Origin of the sequence: Alkalicoccus luteus (genome assembly GCF_052061695.1) — a bacterium.
Taxonomy (GTDB): Bacteria; Bacillota; Bacilli; order Bacillales; family Salisediminibacteriaceae; genus Alkalicoccus; species Alkalicoccus luteus.
In genome coordinates this window covers 123,791-139,938 of record NZ_JBPZEY010000002.1, presented here as the reverse complement: position 1 = coordinate 139,938, position 16,148 = coordinate 123,791, and the positions used below count along the sequence as shown (strand labels likewise).

The 16,148-nt window shown below is 47.0% G+C and carries 15 protein-coding genes; all 15 read right to left on the bottom strand.

Translation table 11 applies throughout. The features are described from left to right. Position 1 precedes the first annotated feature (1 nt). Positions 2-1,579: a flagellar basal-body MS-ring/collar protein FliF gene (gene fliF / locus ACSZLD_RS02925; RefSeq protein ID WP_444684177.1), complete on the bottom strand. Its 1,578-nt coding sequence runs from the start codon at positions 1,577-1,579 to the stop codon at positions 2-4. Between the two features lie 103 nt (positions 1,580-1,682). Then, a complete protein-coding gene (gene fliE, locus ACSZLD_RS02920; RefSeq protein WP_377908226.1) occupies positions 1,683-1,991 on the bottom strand; it encodes a flagellar hook-basal body complex protein FliE in 309 nt (102 codons plus the stop codon). A 22-nt stretch (positions 1,992-2,013) separates the two neighbouring features. After that, positions 2,014-2,457, bottom strand: a complete 444-nt coding sequence (gene flgC / locus ACSZLD_RS02915; RefSeq protein WP_444684176.1) for a flagellar basal body rod protein FlgC — start codon at positions 2,455-2,457, stop codon at positions 2,014-2,016. Between the two features lie 7 nt (positions 2,458-2,464). Beyond that, on the bottom strand, positions 2,465-2,827 hold the full coding sequence (gene flgB / locus ACSZLD_RS02910) for a flagellar basal body rod protein FlgB (RefSeq protein ID WP_444684175.1): 363 nt from the start codon (positions 2,825-2,827) through the stop codon (positions 2,465-2,467). A gap of 1,048 nt (positions 2,828-3,875) precedes the next feature. Beyond that, positions 3,876-4,652, bottom strand: coding sequence for a GTP-sensing pleiotropic transcriptional regulator CodY (gene codY, locus ACSZLD_RS02905; protein ID WP_377908223.1), 777 nt, complete (start codon positions 4,650-4,652; stop codon positions 3,876-3,878). Between the two features lie 20 nt (positions 4,653-4,672). Continuing rightward, the gene (gene hslU / locus ACSZLD_RS02900; protein ID WP_444684174.1) at positions 4,673-6,076 is read right to left on the bottom strand and encodes an ATP-dependent protease ATPase subunit HslU; all 1,404 of its coding nucleotides are present in this window, start codon (positions 6,074-6,076) and stop codon (positions 4,673-4,675) included. Between the two features lie 13 nt (positions 6,077-6,089). Beyond that, positions 6,090-6,638 carry an ATP-dependent protease subunit HslV gene (hslV, locus tag ACSZLD_RS02895; protein WP_377908220.1) on the bottom strand — a complete coding sequence of 183 codons (549 nt, stop codon included), beginning with the start codon at positions 6,636-6,638 and terminating at the stop codon, positions 6,090-6,092. 14 nt (positions 6,639-6,652) lie between these two features. Further along, positions 6,653-7,534: a tyrosine recombinase XerC gene (gene xerC / locus ACSZLD_RS02890; protein ID WP_444684173.1), complete on the bottom strand. Its 882-nt coding sequence runs from the start codon at positions 7,532-7,534 to the stop codon at positions 6,653-6,655. Positions 7,535-7,616: 82 nt separating this feature from the next. Continuing rightward, positions 7,617-8,921, bottom strand: a complete 1,305-nt coding sequence (trmFO, locus tag ACSZLD_RS02885) for an FADH(2)-oxidizing methylenetetrahydrofolate--tRNA-(uracil(54)-C(5))-methyltransferase TrmFO (RefSeq protein WP_377908217.1) — start codon at positions 8,919-8,921, stop codon at positions 7,617-7,619. Between the two features lie 94 nt (positions 8,922-9,015). Then, entirely contained in the window at positions 9,016-11,085 is a 2,070-nt protein-coding gene (gene topA / locus ACSZLD_RS02880; RefSeq protein WP_444684172.1) for a type I DNA topoisomerase, read from the bottom strand. A gap of 61 nt (positions 11,086-11,146) precedes the next feature. After that, entirely contained in the window at positions 11,147-12,028 is an 882-nt protein-coding gene (gene dprA / locus ACSZLD_RS02875; RefSeq protein ID WP_444684171.1) for a DNA-processing protein DprA, read from the bottom strand. Positions 12,029-12,131: 103 nt separating this feature from the next. Further along, positions 12,132-13,043 carry a succinate--CoA ligase subunit alpha gene (gene sucD, locus ACSZLD_RS02870; protein ID WP_444684170.1) on the bottom strand — a complete coding sequence of 304 codons (912 nt, stop codon included), beginning with the start codon at positions 13,041-13,043 and terminating at the stop codon, positions 12,132-12,134. A 3-nt stretch (positions 13,044-13,046) separates the two neighbouring features. Beyond that, positions 13,047-14,216, bottom strand: coding sequence for an ADP-forming succinate--CoA ligase subunit beta (sucC, locus tag ACSZLD_RS02865; protein ID WP_377908213.1), 1,170 nt, complete (start codon positions 14,214-14,216; stop codon positions 13,047-13,049). Positions 14,217-14,353: 137 nt separating this feature from the next. Further along, positions 14,354-14,656 (bottom strand): EscU/YscU/HrcU family type III secretion system export apparatus switch protein, encoded by a 303-nt coding sequence (locus ACSZLD_RS02860; RefSeq protein WP_444684169.1) that lies wholly within the window; start codon positions 14,654-14,656, stop codon positions 14,354-14,356. After that, entirely contained in the window at positions 14,653-16,140 is a 1,488-nt protein-coding gene (locus ACSZLD_RS02855) for a hypothetical protein (RefSeq protein ID WP_444684168.1), read from the bottom strand. Before ACSZLD_RS02855 ends, ACSZLD_RS02860 begins: the two co-directional genes overlap by 4 nt. Positions 16,141-16,148: the final 8 nt, after the last annotated feature.

Below are 16,148 nucleotides of genomic sequence, written 5' to 3'. Positions count from 1 at the left end.
TTTAATCTTCCGACAGCCAGCTTCTGATCAGCTTCGAAAATTGATCCGGTTTCTCTCTGGCCAGTTTTTCCAGCTGTTTTCTTCGAGTCGTCGATTCATCTTCACGCTCTTCCAGAGGCGGAAGCTCATATTCCTCCTGAATAAAACCTGTTTCTTCCACATCATCTGTGTCTCTGCTTTTACGAACAAGAAGAAAAATAAGCAGTGCAACAATCAGAACAAGCAGTACCGAAACGATCATCCAAAGCGAAAGGCTTCCGCCCGGCTCTTCCATTTCGGGTGCTCCATGAAACGGCATTGCCGATACTAAAACTCGTTCTTCAATATCCTGTTCATCCCATTCAGCAGTCATTTCGCTGTCCACCGACGTGCGGATAATTTGACTGACGAGCGCCTGAATATCGTTCAATTGTGCCTGCGGCAGCGAGTTCATGTCTTCAGGGTCCGGTGGTTCCACCATAACCTGGATGCCAAGATCCCTTATTTTATAAGGACTTTCAACAATATCTCTCGAAATCCGGTTCACCTCGTTATTGATTCTTTCTTCTATCCGTTCAGAATCACCATAAGCGCCTCCCCCGGCAAAGCCGGGAAAGCCTGGCACATCGTCTTCATCTGTACCTGGTACCCCGCCGTCCTCTGGGTCGAGTCCTTCATAAATATCTGTGATTCGTTCAACACTGATAGCAATTCCTTCGTTCAGGTCTTCATCAACAGGCTCGACAAGCTCTTCCTGCCTGTTCTCCTGAGTGAAATCAATATCGGTAGAAACCGATACGACCGCTTTATTCGGCCCCATAATGGTCGCGAGCATCTGCTGCAGTTCCCGCTGTATGTCACGTTCGATATCCCGCTGTACGGCCCGATTCTGCTCATAAGCTGTACCTGTACTGCTCCCATCCTGCGAATCAAACTCCAAATGCCTGGACATTTGATCGGTAATAACGACATCTTCGACAGCCAAATTGGGCACACTCTGTGACACAAGGTGATAGAGGGAGCGAATTTGGGCTTCATCAAGTGAAGCACCCGGCTGCACATTGACCATCACGGAAGCTGTAGAAGCACCATCCTCTTCAGCCAGCCAAGGGCTTTCTTCTGGCATCGTTATCATGACCTGCGCCTGACTTATCCCGTCAATATTTCGAATCAAATCCTCTAGCGACGTTTGCAGAGCAGCACGTTCGAGCAGCTGAAATTCATTTTCTGTCGTTCCAAAACCCATATTCTCACTGAAGGTGCTGTAATCGATTCGTCCGGTTCGCGGTATTCCTTCTGCTGCAAGGGACACTTTCAGATCATCTACCATCCGGTCAGGCACTGATACAACTGTCCCGTCAGCTGAAACTTCGTTTGCAATTCCGCGGCCGTCAAGTGTTGCCTTTACTTCCCCTGCTTCCTGCATCGTCATGTTCGTGTAAAGCGGCACAAAGTGTGTTCGTGAGCCCGCCCATGAGATAGCAGCGGCTATTATAACGATCAGAATCAGAGTCCCGATCATTAAGCTTTTTTGATTTTTTGTTCGCGTTTGCCAGAACTCTTTGAATCGCGTTCCGGTCTGTGATAGCTGCTCTTTCATGCTTCCTCCCACTTCACCGACGCTCGTCAACTGGTGCAATTAATCTTTCCACGTTTAAACTCTTTAAAGTCCGGGAAACCAGACGATATACATAGTAAGTTAGTTAAACCTGCATTCGCATTATTTCCTGATATGCCTCGATCGCTTTATTACGAACTTCAACAGTTGTTTCCAGTGCAACAGACGCTTTTTGGCCTGCAATCATTACTTGATGAAGATCAACATCTTCACCGCGCGCCATCGCTGTTGTCATGTTTTCTGAGGCTGTACGGGTCTCATTAAGGCTGCCTACAGCATCATTCAGCCATGCAGAAAAAGAACTGCTTGCTTGAGCAGGCGTTGTTTCCAGTGCGTTTCGATAGCCAGGGTTCGCCATAATTGACGTTTGATTACCAATTGATTCAATAGCCATGCTTTCAATCCCCCTTTATTAGTTATCTTCCAATCTCCAGCGCACGCATCAACATGCTTTTATGCGCGTCAAATGCTGTAATATTCGCTTCGTACGATCTTGATGCCCCCATTAGATCAATCATTTCCTTTAACGGATCCACATTTGGCAGCTGTACATACCCGTCTTCATCAGCATCGGGATGATCCGGCTGATACATTTCTTTAAACGGTGTCGTGTCTTCGCCAATTGAGCTGATCGTGACTCCTGCAGGCTCACTGCCGCCCCCGGCACGCTGCATATGCGCCCTGAAGTCCTGATTTTGCTGGGACTGCATATGAACAAGCTTCCGTCTGTAGGGCTCCCACTCTCCGTCGACCATTCTTCCACGTGTCGAATCAGCGTTAGCCATATTGGCTGACGTGACGTCCATTCTTAAACGCTGAGCTGTTAACGCTGACGCACTGACATTCATCCCATTAAACATGGATCAGCTACCTCCCTTTCCCAATCGCCGTTCGAATCGAATTAAACTGACTGTTCATCCGCTCAATCAGGGAATGATAATAAATTTGATTTTCTGCCATGCTGCTCATTTCTTTGTCGATATCCACATTATTCCCATTATGGTTGTAAGTGGTGCCTCGGCTTTCCGATACATATGCTTGACCATTTGAATGTTCACTAAAGTGAACATGGTAGTCAGACGTTCTTCTTGCAGACAGTTTCGTCTGCTCTTCATCCAGCGCATGCTGAAATACCGTTTTTTGTGCTTTATATCCAGGTGTGTCCGCATTCGCGATATTAGAAGCTGTCGTTTTCTGACGAAGAACTGAAGCATTTAATGCATTTTCCATCAAAGTCATCCTGTCATTATGTAAGAGATTCATGCGTTAATATCCTCCTTTATGACCTTAATGCGAGATTAAACTACTCTAATAGTATTAAAATGTAAGCCTTTTGTCCAAGGTAATTATCAATTTGCAACAAGTAAATGCAAAAGTCCCTATTAAAATAAGACTAAAAGACAAGAAATATTTTGTCGAATTTTTTATTCTCTTTTCGAACAATAGCACATTACTTGCAAAACAGGTGTTAATTTTATGTGAATCTATGAAAACATGTAAAAAGAGAGACGATTGGACTAATGCATCTGCCATGTATAATTGATGACGAATAGCTCGCACACATACATTCTTGCGGGTCAGACTATGGATAAAGTCTGTTTGAGTGAATATCGTTAATTTGCCTGTATCTGCGGACACTCACTTTCCGGAGGGAACGTGATCAGCTTTCCCTCCTGCTGTCCGCCGGATCTTCGCCTCGTTCTATGAAGAGGTCCTTCTATGTCGGCAGCTGGCAGTCCGTTTCATGTGCCTGGTTATAAAGGCACGATCAGCTTCCAAACAGGTAGAACCTTCCCGATGACGTTTCAAATTGAACAGGGGTGTCCGTCGTGTCCGTGAAGTCTGAAGATGCCGTGCCGTTCAGATCTGCGAACGGCATCAACGCAAGAGCGGAGCCGGACTGGCTTTTGAAGGCTTCTCGTGAGAAGCCTGTGTCCGAGCGAAGCCGCGCCTGCTTCCCGCGACCTTCTCCCTGCAGAAAAGGGTCCTCTTGAGAAATAGCTGAAGGCCAGCTCACGGCAGGCTCGGTAAGCAGAGGGAAAATAAAATCATTTGAATAAATATATAAGCTGCTTGACTTTTCTAACAGACCGGCAGGCAGCTAACAAGGCACGCTTAATCTCCGCTACAGTCTAAACGGCTCTTCCTCCGATTAAAGTTACACAGGCACTGCTGTTTATTCTTTTGTTTCACAACCTGCCCTATGAAGTATAGTAGTTATGCACAAAAAAACAGAAATGCGCAAGTGCATTTCTGTTCTCAGTATGTCTATGCATTATTAATTTTTGTGCTTTTGCAGTTCTACGAGAAACTTATCGTTCAGTACTTTAATATAGGTACCTTTCATGCCAAGTGATCTGGATTCTATAACTCCAGCGCTTTCCAGCTTACGCAGGGCATTTACGATTACTGAACGAGTGATGCCTACGCGGTCCGCGATTTTTGAAGCCACGAGAAGGCCTTCATTTCCATCTAATTCCTGAAAAATGTGATCGACAGCCTCGAGCTCGCTGTAAGACAATGAGCTGATTGCCATCTGCACGACAGCTTTACTGCGTGCCTCCTGCTCTATTTCTTCCTGTTTTTCATGCAGAATTTCCATCCCAACAACAGTTGATGCGTACTCTGCAAGAAGCAGATCATCATTATCAAAAGATTCATCCAATCTCGCAAGAATCAGCGTACCAAGCCGCTGCCCGCCTCCCTGGATAGGAACAATTGTTGTGAGCCCGTTTTTAAACAGGTCTTTGTTCTCGACAGGAAAAGCTGTATAATCCGATTCAATATCTAAATTAGAAGATGTTTCTTCAATATTGAACAAGCCGCTAGTATAGCCTTCTGGAAACTGACGCTCCTCAAGCATCGATTTCATACGCTGGTTTTCAATTTCCTGCTTAATGGCATAGCCTAGCAGTTTACCGCGTCGGCTTACGATAAACACGTTTGCTTCAATCACATCGCGAAGTGTTACTGCCATATCTTTAAAATTTACAGCCTGACCGCCGCTTTTTTGCAGCAGGTCGTTTAGTTTTCTCGTTTTAGATAGTAAATCCATCTGTATCTGCCTCCAATAAATTATAAAATATAGTGACTGACATCTGTATTGCGCGCTACTGCGGAAAGCTTATCATCTACATAATCGGCTGTGATGCGTATTTCCTGCATCGTGATTTCTGGAGCTTCGAAGAGAAGATCCTCTAATAAACGCTCTAAAATCGTGTGCAGCCGGCGTGCTCCAATGTTTTCTGTATTGGCATTCACTTCGGCAGCAGCTTCTGCGATTTTGAGGACTGCTGCATCATCAAAGCTGAGCTGAATTCCTTCTACTTCAAGCATAGCGGTATACTGCTTCAGCAGAGCATGTTTTGGTTCCGTTAATATACGAACAAAGTCTTCCGTTCCAAGCGATGTCAGTTCCACTCTTATAGGAAGTCTACCCTGCAGCTCCGGAATTAAATCAGACGGTTTCGAGAAGTGGAATGCACCGGCACCAATAAAGAGCATATGATCCGTTTTAACAGGCCCGTATTTCGTCATGACTGTGGATCCCTCGATGACCGGAAGAATGTCACGCTGGACGCCCTCTCTGGAGACATCAGCTGACTGCTGCCCTTTTCCTGCTACTTTATCAATTTCGTCTATAAAAACGATCCCGAGCTGTTCTGCACGCATCACAGCTTCACGAGTGACTTCTTCCATGTTGATCATTTTTTGGGCTTCCTGTTCGCGCAAAACCGGTCTCGCTTCACGGACTGTCATCACGGCTTCTTTTTTTTGCTTTGGCATCATGCTGCTGAACATTTCCTGCATGTTCATTCCCATCTGATCCATTCCGCCTTGAAACATATCGGCTGGACCCCGGCTCTGCTCTTCCACAAAAACTGTCACTTCTTCGTCTTCAAGCTTTCCCTGCGCGAGCTGATCCTGAATTCGTCTGCGGATTTCTCGATAGGACTCGTCCTTTGCGGCAGGCTGTTCATCTTCTTCAGCATCGTCTTCCTCATTACCCTGAAAAAACATTTCAAGAGGATTCCGATAGGATGGCGCTTTCTTCTTTTTTTTGTGAGGATGCAGAAGTTCTACAAGCTTTCGCTCAGCAGCTTTATCTGCCTTGCTGCCGACTGACGCTGTTTTTTCTTCCTTCACGAGACGCACTGATGCTTCGACCAGATCACGTATCATCGATTCGACATCTCGGCCGACATAGCCAACTTCCGTAAATTTCGTCGCTTCTACTTTCATGAAAGGAGCATTCGCAAGCTTAGCCAAACGTCTGGCTATTTCGGTTTTCCCGACACCAGTCGGACCGATCATTAAAATGTTTTTCGGTGTTACTTCCTCGCGTACTTCCTGAGGGAGCTTGCTGCGGCGGTATCTATTGCGCAAAGCTACTGCGACCGATCGTTTTGCTGCCTTTTGACCAACAATAGTCTGATCGAGCTGTTCAACAATATCAGCAGGGGTTAGATCACGTTCCACTGGGTTACCTCCTTCAATGACTGCTCACTTCTTCAACAATGATATGGTCATTTGTATATACGCACAAGTCAGCTGCCGTTCGAAGCGCAGCTTCTGCTATTTCAGCGGCGGTCAGATGCGGAGCATGCATTTTCAGTGCTCTGCCTGCAGCAAGCGCGTAGTTACCGCCGGAACCGATAGCAGTGATTCCGTCATCAGGCTCAATCACTTCGCCCGTCCCGGCAATAAGATAAAGACTTTCTTTATCCATTACGATGAGCATTGCTTCCAACCTTCGCAGCACGCGATCACTGCGCCACTCTTTGGCAAGCTCAACTGCAGCCCGCTGCAGGTTACCGCCGAATTCTTCAAGCTTTGTTTCAAATTTTTCATATAAGGTAAATGCATCCGCTACAGAGCCTGCAAATCCAGCTGTCACCTTACCGCGGTAAAGCCTGCGGACTTTTTTTGCGGAATGCTTCATGACGACGGCATTGCCAAATGTCACCTGGCCATCCCCCGCCATCGCACAGCCGCCGTTATGCTTAACAGCAAATATAGTTGTCCCTTTGATTTTTTCCATGTGAACCCTCTTTTCTATGCTCTCGGATGGCTTTGATTGTAAACGGTTCGCAGCCTGTCCTTTGAAACGTGCGTATAAATTTGCGTCGCAGCCAGACCCTCATGCCCAAGCAGTTCCTGCACGGTCCGCAGATCTGCTCCTGCATTAAGCAAATGTGTGGCAAATGAATGCCTGATTACATGGGGACTGATTCTGCTGCTTACAGAAGCATCTTCTGACAGCTTGAGCAGCATTTTTTGAATCCCCCTGGCACTCAGCCTGCTCCCGCGGTAATTTAAGAAAATCGCTTCGCAAGTTGGGGAGAGCTCAGCTCTTCCCTGATTCAGATAGATTTCCAGTGCATCCTGGGCATAGCTCCCAACCGGAACATACCGCTCTTTGCCGCCTTTTCCGTGAACGAGGAGGGTACCAAGATCTCTATCGTAATCGGCAATATCCGCTTTTACACATTCCCCTACACGAATACCTGTCGCATACAGTAGTTCAAGCAGGGCAAAGTTGCGCATATCGAGAGCTGTGTGAGCCGGAAGCGCATGAAAAAGCGCCTTCAGTTCTTCCTCATAGAAAAAGACCGGCAGTTTCCGGCCTTGTTTAGGAGCTGACAGCAGCGCTGCCGGATTTTCAGCATTTACGTCTTCCCGGTGCAGGTAACGGTAAAAAGCCCTGAGTGAAGACAGCTTTCGCGATACCGTCCTTCTCGAGGTGCCGTGTGCATATAGCTCGGTTAAAAATCCTCTGAGTTCAGTCGTTCCTGCGTCCTCTATCGTTTTCTTATAGCGGCCATGTAAAAACGAACGGTACTCCTCCAAGTCACGCTGATACGCATGAACCGTATGAGGCGAAGACCGCTTTTCCATTTTTAAATAATCAATGAAGGAACTCATTTCAATATCCATAATATCCCTTCCAGTCCGGACTTTATCCACACAATTAGAGCTACTAAATAGTATCACACCTTAGTAGCTCTTTCAATTATGTTTACATTTTTTTCACAAAATTCTGAATGGAGTCCAGTGCTCGCTCAGCGTACTTTTCATAGCGCTCCTGCTTGCCTTTGATTCGTTTTTCAAAAGGAGGGACCAGTCCGAAGTTAACGTTTATCGGCTGAAAATTATCAGGATTAGCACTTGTAATATAATGAGCCATTGCTCCGATCATTGTCTCTTCAGGGAATGTTACCGGTTCCTGATCATGCAAGAGTCTTGCGGCATTGATGCCAGCTGTAAGGCCGGAAGCAGCAGATTCCACATAGCCTTCCACACCAGTCATCTGACCCGCAAAAAATAAGTCGCTGCGGTCTTTATATTGGTACGTGGTACGCAAAAGGTTAGGAGAATTAACAAACGTATTACGGTGCATGACCCCGTACCGCACGATGTCCGCGTTCTCCAGTCCAGGAATCATACGAATCACCTCTTTTTGAGGCCCCCATTTCATATGCGTTTGAAACCCGACGATGTTATAGAGAGTGCCGGACGCGTTATCCTGCCGCAGCTGGACGACTGCATATGGCCGTTTGCCGCTTTCAGGCAGCTCCAGTCCCACTGGTTTCATCGGCCCGTAAAGCAGTGTTTTACGTCCTCTGCCTGCCATAACTTCTACCGGCATACATCCTTCGAAGAACATTTTTTTCTCAAATTCTTTTAACGGTACCGTTTCCGCTGCTATGAGTGCATCATAAAACTGGTTAAATTCCTCTTCCGTCATAGGACAGTTTAAGTAAGCTGCTTCCCCTTTATCATATCGGGATTTCAGATATACTTTATCCCGGTCAATCGAGTCCACCTCAATAATTGGAGCTGCTGCGTCATAAAAATACAGATATTCTTCACCGGTCAGCTCTTTTAATTTAGCTGCGAGGCTTTCTGATGTAAGTGGACCAGTTGCTACAATTGTCGGCCCCTCCAGCAGATCTTCCACCTCTTCTGTGTGCACCGTAACATTTTTATGCTCTTTTACTAAGCTCGTCACTTTAGCCGCAAATTCATGGCGGTCTACCGCCAGTGCTCCGCCTGCAGGAACAGCGCATTCGTCTGCAGCTCGGATGATAACGGAATTCAGCTGACGCATTTCTTCCTTTAAAACTCCTACAGCGTTTGTCAAACTGTTTCCCCGCAGAGAGTTACTGCAAACAAGTTCAGCAAATTTATCCGTATGATGTGCCGCGGTCTGCCTGACAGGCCGCATCTCGAATAAATGAACGTGGATCCCTCTCTCAGCAAGCTGCCATGCCGCTTCGCTGCCGGCCAGACCTGCTCCCACTACATTAACTGATTGATTCATTGGTATTTACTCCTTTCCCGTTCGTCACAGCAGAAAGCCGCCTGAGAATGCCCAGACAGCTTCCGTGAGAACACGCGGCATTAGCCGCCTCGCTTCAGTTTCGTTCTTCTTCGTAATCGCACGATGAACAAGTGACGTGCGTGCCTTTTTTCGATTTCTTTTCCACGAGCATGCTTTCACACTTCGGACAAGGTCTTGCAATCGGTTTGTCCCAAGATATAAAGTCGCAGTCCGGATACTGATCACAGCCGTAAAAAATACGCCTTTTTTTACTTTTTCGCTCTACGACCTGTCCCTTTTCACATTTTGGACAGTCTACGCCGATTTCCTTCACAATCGCCTTTGTGTTACGGCATTCCGGAAAATTAGAGCACGCCATGAATTTTCCGTAGCGTCCCATTTTATAAACCATTTCATTTCCGCACTTCTCACAGTCTTCACCGGCAGGCTCATCTTTTATTTCAACTTCCTTCATTTCTTCTTCAGCGGTCTTCAACCGTTTTTCGAAACCTTGATAAAAGTCATCAATGATTCCTACCCAGGAGTTTTTGCCTTCTTCAACCGCATCCAGGTTTGATTCCATCGAAGCAGTGAATTCTACGTTCAAAATCTCCGGGAAGAACTCTTCAATTAATTCGAGTACGATCGTACCAAGCTCTGTCGGAACAAACCGTTTGTCTTCCAGAGCTACGTATCCTCTCCGCTGAATCGTATCAAGCGTCGGTGCATACGTTGACGGACGCCCGATTCCCAGCTCTTCAAGCGTGCGGACAAGCCTCGCTTCTGTGTATCTCGGCGGCGGCTGAGTGAAGTGCTGATTCGGTACTATTCCTTGCGCTTCGGTCGTTTCCCCTTCCTCAAGATCCGGAAGAAGCCTGTCTTTTTCTTCTTTTCCATCATCGTTTCCCTCAATATACACCTTCATAAAACCAGGAAACTTCATTTTTGAGCCGTTTGCCCGAAAGCGGATACCGTTGTTTTCCAGATCAACTGCCATCGTATCCATTACAGCAGGTGCCATCTGGCTGGCAACGAGCCTCTCCCAGATCAGCTTGTAAAGCCGGTATTGATCTCTCGACAAATACTGCTTCACTGCTTTTGGATCAAGATCGGCTGAAGTAGGCCGCACAGCTTCGTGGGCATCCTGGGAATTGGACGACTGCTTTTGTTCTCGTTCTTTTCCTAAATACTCGTTACCATAATGGGATTCGATATAGGCTTTCGTTTCAGCTTTTGCCGTATCCGAAATACGTGTGGAATCCGTTCGCATGTATGTGATTAGACCGGTTGTCCCGCTTTTTCCTATATCGATCCCTTCATAAAGCTGCTGAGCAAGCATCATCGTCTTTTTCGCACGAAAATTCAGCTTCCTTGCTGCTTCCTGCTGAAGAGAAGACGTCGTGAATGGCACAACTGGATTGCGCTTGCGCTCGCGCTTCGTCACTTTTTCCACCTTCAGCTTATTTCCATCCATCTGCTCCAGCACTTTATTTACTTCTGCTTCACTAGTAAGTTCTGTTTTTTCACCGTCCACATGAGTAAATTTAGCTTCAAATTGGCGGCCGTCTTTCTCCATTTCAGCCGTTATAGACCAATACTCTTCAGGCTCAAAAGCGATAATTTCATTTTCCCGGTCAATGATCATTTTAACCGCTACAGACTGAACCCTGCCGGCACTAAGTCCTTTCTTCACTTTTTTCCAAAGAAGCGGACTGATATTATAGCCGACCAGACGGTCCAGAACTCGTCTAGCCTGCTGAGCATCTACTAAATTCAAGTTGATTTCACGCGGATGCTTAAATGAGTCCTTAATGGCCTGCTTGGTTATCTCATTAAAGACCACACGGCATTTCGAATCTTTATCGATGTTTAAGCTGTCCGCTAAATGCCACGCTATTGCTTCGCCCTCTCTGTCGGGGTCGGCAGCAAGATAGATTTTCTTCGCTTTTTTAGCGGCTTGTTTTAATTCTTTTAAAATCGGACCTTTCCCGCGGATCGTAATATACTTAGGAGAGTAGTTATCTTCTACGTCTACACCCATTTGACTTTTAGGTAAATCGATGACGTGCCCCATCGATGCTTTAACGACATATTTTTTCCCTAAATATTTTCCAATTGTTTTCGCTTTAGCGGGAGATTCGACGATTACGAGGTAATCGGACATATACAGTTTTCCTCCCTTGTTACAACTTTGAAGAATCTCCCCTATTATTAAACACTCTATCTCAATTTGTCAAACAACTTTTCCGTCTGAGACAGGCTTCGAGCTCTTCTGACAAATGAATTGGCTTGCTGATAAGACCAGCCCCGTCCCGAATCAGCTCATTACACCCTTCCACTGCAGCTTCTCCAGGAGAACCCGGCACTGCCAGTACTTCTCTGCCTTGTTCAAGCGCTGTTTCCGCTGTAATAAGGGAGCCGCTTCTGCCAGCTGCACTGACGACAAGCACCGCATCGGCCAGCCCGCTGATAATCCGATTTCGTTCAGGAAACATCCATCGTTCAGGCTTTATATTTGGAGGATACTCACTGATGACGAGCTCATCCTGTTCCAACCGTTCTTTCAGCTGTCGGTTTTCAGCGGGGTAGCAGGTACGGTGGCCATGCCCCAAAACGGCAGCGGTACGGAACCCTTTTTTTAATGCGAGGCGGTGTGCGAGTCCGTCAATTCCACCTGCCAGTCCGCTTATGATTACTGTTTGAGCCGGTACACCATTGGGGATCAGCCGATTTAATGCTGCGACTGCATAGTGACCAGGTTTTCTGGAGCCTACTACAGCAAGCTGAAGACGGGTTTGTACTATTGAAATGTCTCCTCTGTAGTAAAGAACAGCAGGCGGGCAGCTAATCGTGCGGAGCTGAGCAGGATAATCATCATCTGCAAGTGTCAACGCCTGAATATCTGCTGCCGGATACTCAATCCCTCTTAGAAGTGTCTTACGGGCCTGCCACACGGTTTTTTGCACCGATAACGACCATTGAGAGCTTAATGGACCAGACGCCTTATGAAGGCACTTCAGCTCGCTGTCTGCCTCTAATACAGCATGCACCAATCTGCTGTTGCCGCGGGCTGCCTCATGAAGGGCGATAAGCTGTTTTCGTTTCATATATTCATCTCCTCTTATTAATATCAGAAACAGCTGTCTCTGCAAAAAAAAGACGTGGAAAGGGAAAAATCCCTTTCCACGCCTCAAAAAAATCGGATGCGGCTTAATTTACCGCGTGCGTGACACACTTATCATAAATGTTATTTTCTTTCAGAACTTCAATGAGTGTTTCACCCATTACAGCCGGTGTTTCCGCTACTTTCACACCAGCATTGTTTAATGTGCTGATCTTTTCATCCGCCGTTCCTTTTCCTCCGGAAATAATTGCGCCGGCATGTCCCATACGCTTTCCTGGAGGAGCTGTTTTCCCGCCGATAAACCCAACTACAGGCTTCGTCATGTTTTCTTTAATCCACTCGGCTGCCTCTTCTTCTGCCGTACCGCCGATTTCACCAATCATGATGACAGCGTAAGTGTCAGGATCTTCATTGAAGAGCTTCAGCACATCAATAAAGTTTGTTCCGTTTACCGGATCGCCTCCGATTCCTACTGCCGTCGACTGGCCGATTCCTTCTGTAGAAAGCTGATGTACAGCTTCATACGTTAAAGTACCGGATCGTGAAACGACTCCGACGTGGCCCTTTTTATGAATGTAGCCTGGCATAATACCGATTTTACATTCTTCCGGTGTGATAACCCCCGGGCAGTTTGGTCCAATCAGACGAGTATTTTTGTCTTCAAGGAACCGCTTTACTTTTATCATATCAACGACAGGAATACCTTCCGTAATCGTGATGACAAGCTCGATTCCTGCATCTGCAGCTTCCATAATCGCATCCGCAGCAAACGGAGGCGGAACGTAGATGACGGAAGCATTTGCCTTCGTCTCCGCGATCGCTTCTTCCACCGTATTGAATACTGGAACTCCTTCGATCTCTGTGCCGCCTTTACCCGGTGTAACACCGCCGACGATCTGAGTACCATACTCAATAGCCTGCTTTGTATGGAAGAGGCCGGTAGCACCGGTGATTCCCTGCACGATAACTTTGGTATTTTTATTCAGTAAAATACTCATGTATTAACCCGCCTTTCCAACTGCCTGGACGATCTTTTGTGCACCGTCTGCCATTGAGTCAGCAGATGTGATGTTGAGACCGGATTCGTCCAGAATTTTTTTGCCGAGTTCCACATTTGTTCCTTCAAGACGCACAACAAGCGGCAGCTCGAGACCCATCTGTTTCGTCGCTTCCACAATGCCTTCTGCAATAACGTCGCATTTCATAATTCCGCCGAAGATATTCACGTAAATACCCTTTACGCTTTTGTCTGAAAGAATGATTTTAAATGCTTCAGTTACTTTTTCAGCTGTTGCTCCGCCCCCAACGTCGAGGAAGTTAGCCGGGTCGCCGCTGTAATGTTTAATGATATCCATCGTCGCCATTGCGAGTCCGGCACCGTTAACCATACATCCGATATTTCCGTCCAGGGAAATATAGCTCAGGTCGTATTTGGACGCTTCAATCTCTTTTTCGTCCTCTTCATCCAGATCACGAAGCTCCAACACGTCTTTTTGACGATAGAGGGCGTTGGAATCGAAGTTCATTTTTGCATCAAGCGCCATGACATTGCCGTCCCCGGTTGTCACGAGCGGATTAATCTCTGCAATAGAGCAATCCTTTTCTTCAAATGCCTTATATAGTCCAAGCATGAACTTAACCGTCTTACCGACCAGCTCTTTCGGAATATTCATATTAAATGCAAGTCTGCGTGCCTGATAAGGCATGAGACCAGTAACCGGGTCAATTACTTCTTTAAAAATCTTCTCCGGCGTTTCAGCGGCTACTTCTTCAATTTCTGTTCCGCCTTCCTCAGATCCCATCATAACGATACGGGACGTGTCGCGGTCCACTACAAGCCCGACGTAGTACTCGTCCTTAATATCGCAGCCCTCTTCGATCAGAAGCCGTTTGACTTCTTTTCCTTCCGGTCCAGTCTGATGGGTAACGAGAACCTTGCCGAGAATCTCTTCAGCATATGTACGGACTTCGTCCAGGTTCTTAGCTACTTTTACACCACCGGCTTTACCTCTTCCTCCGGCGTGAATCTGCGCTTTGACAACGGTTACATCTGTTCCTAAAGATTTTGCTGCGTCAACGGCCTCCTGGCGCGTATAAGCAACTTTACCGTTAGGGACAGCCACACCATAGTCACGTAAAATTTCTTTACCTTGATACTCATGGATATTCATAGCCATCCTCCTCAATTGAGTCGTTGGTGCTTGAATTAATGTGAGCCTTTTCTGAATGAGAGGCTTTTCACACAATCATCATTTTACAATAGATTGCCTGGTTTATACACCGATAACGATAAAAAAACTCTAAATTTTTATGGACCGGGCTTTTTACCAGCGAGTCTGCGGACTTTTTCTTCCTGATCGAGCCTGTATATATATAGAAAAATCTCCGCAGCAGCATCATATAGTTCACCCGGTATCTCCTGATTTAATTCCAGCTGTGAGAGTACTTCTGCCATCGACGGATCCCGGTACAGCGGAACACCGCTCTCTTCTGCACGCTGAATGATCTCCTCCGCACGCAGCCCCGCCCCTTTTGCTTTAACTGAAGGGGCGGGGCTTTTTGCCGGATCATACGCGAGTGCAGCTGCTTTTTTTCTAACGTGGTGCTTCATATGCGTACGTCCACCTTTCCAGTATGGAGCACAGCTTTTGCGGATGGCGTCTTTATCTGTTGATCTGTTTCCTGCCTCCATGCGACACCTGAAAGGCTGTATTGTTTTTCCTGCATAGCAGCTGCCAGCTTCTTATACCAATGCTCTTTCAGATCAGCCGGCTCTGGATGACGGCTGTAAACGGCAATAGATACGATGCGGTTTTGAATTTGCACGTCGACGGTTATTTCACCAAAATGCTCCATCTGTAAATAAAACAGCATCCGGCAGTGGTTTTGATCAAGAGAGCCGTCATGTGTTCGTCTACCGGACCATTGAATGTGAAGGCCTGTTTGATCAATTGGAAATTGGATCGCACTCATCATGCTTGGCACCTGCAGCTGCTCCTGGGAAACAAGCTGTAATCCTGAAAGAATACGGGCCGCTGCCTCTGCGGTTCCTGCTGCTTGTGGAACAGCTGCTTGCAGCAGGCTAAGCTCCAGTCTGATTCTTCCTAACTCTATTGAACTTCCGGGCTGCACACCAGTTCCTGGCTCTTTTTTAGGGAATAACAGCGCATGCTCGAGCAGAAGACTTCTCGATAAAGAAGACTGAATGAGCGCTGCTGTCTGCATATCACTGCGGATCTGCGGAATTTCTGATCGGGCAGAGAAGAGCGGAAGCGTGCGCTCTGTCAGCTTAATCTGCACTGCTCCTGATGCATGTTCCACCCCTTTCATTTGAGCGGTCGCGTGCACGATCTCCCTGACTGCAGCCGGCCATGCAGCAGCATTTGGCTTGTCTTTTCCAAACAGCACATGTAACAGAAGCTCTCTGTTTCTTCCCTCCTGTACGAGCGATTCATTAACGAATCGCTCCACCATCGCAGGATGAGATACGAGGGTCCGGGAAGCAGCAGCACGCAAAAAGGGAAATTCGCCTTCTCTGCCGGGCGGAACAGCTTCTGCGGAGGTGCGAAGCATGGCACCAAGCTTGTCGGTGTCCGATAACGCAAGTGCTGATTGAATCGTATCCTGCCTCACAGCAGCGCCTCTCGCATGAAGGAGCGACAGTGCTTCTTCCAATTTCACCGGCGGAATGGTTTCTCGGGCTTTGATGTTCGTGACAGCTTCAATGTGACTGCCTGTCAAAGGAAATCCCTGCCTGTGAAGCATCCGTACTGTTTCGATATTAGGTTTAGATGCTGCCATGTTTAACTGTGGAAGCATTTTCTCCGGCTGCGCTTGTGTACCGCTCTCGCGGACGATTTTTAAAATGGGAATAGAATCAGAAGTCTCAACACGAAACCAATAGTGACGGTTTTTTTCTACCCCCGTTTTCAGTGCGGCAGTCATCATCGTACCGTTTACAAGCAGCTTAGCTGTATTCCCGGGGTAAATCGCGGTCACCCTGCCAGCAATAATACTGCCGGGCTCCAGGCGAAAAGCAGACGTCCATCCCGATTCTGCTGAGATTCGATTCTGCAGTATATGAAGCATATCCACGGCTACAC

Coding starts and splice junctions, on each gene's coding strand:
- flgB (WP_444684175.1), bottom strand. CDS start 2,827: ATGGAAAATGCATTAAATGCTTCAGTTCTTCGTCAGAAAACGACAGCT.
- flgC (WP_444684176.1), bottom strand. CDS start 2,457: ATGTTTAATGGGATGAATGTCAGTGCGTCAGCGTTAACAGCTCAGCGT.
- codY (WP_377908223.1), bottom strand. CDS start 4,652: ATGGATTTACTATCTAAAACGAGAAAACTAAACGACCTGCTGCAAAAA.
- hslV (WP_377908220.1), bottom strand. CDS start 6,638: ATGGAAAAAATCAAAGGGACAACTATATTTGCTGTTAAGCATAACGGC.
- trmFO (WP_377908217.1), bottom strand. CDS start 8,921: ATGAATCAATCAGTTAATGTAGTGGGAGCAGGTCTGGCCGGCAGCGAA.
- sucC (WP_377908213.1), bottom strand. CDS start 14,216: ATGAATATCCATGAGTATCAAGGTAAAGAAATTTTACGTGACTATGGT.
- sucD (WP_444684170.1), bottom strand. CDS start 13,043: ATGAGTATTTTACTGAATAAAAATACCAAAGTTATCGTGCAGGGAATC.
- topA (WP_444684172.1), bottom strand. CDS start 11,085: ATGTCCGATTACCTCGTAATCGTCGAATCTCCCGCTAAAGCGAAAACA.
- xerC (WP_444684173.1), bottom strand. CDS start 7,534: ATGGATATTGAAATGAGTTCCTTCATTGATTATTTAAAAATGGAAAAG.
- fliF (WP_444684177.1), bottom strand. CDS start 1,579: ATGAAAGAGCAGCTATCACAGACCGGAACGCGATTCAAAGAGTTCTGG.
- ACSZLD_RS02860 (WP_444684169.1), bottom strand. CDS start 14,656: ATGAAGCACCACGTTAGAAAAAAAGCAGCTGCACTCGCGTATGATCCG.
- fliE (WP_377908226.1), bottom strand. CDS start 1,991: ATGGCTATTGAATCAATTGGTAATCAAACGTCAATTATGGCGAACCCT.
- dprA (WP_444684171.1), bottom strand. CDS start 12,028: ATGAAACGAAAACAGCTTATCGCCCTTCATGAGGCAGCCCGCGGCAAC.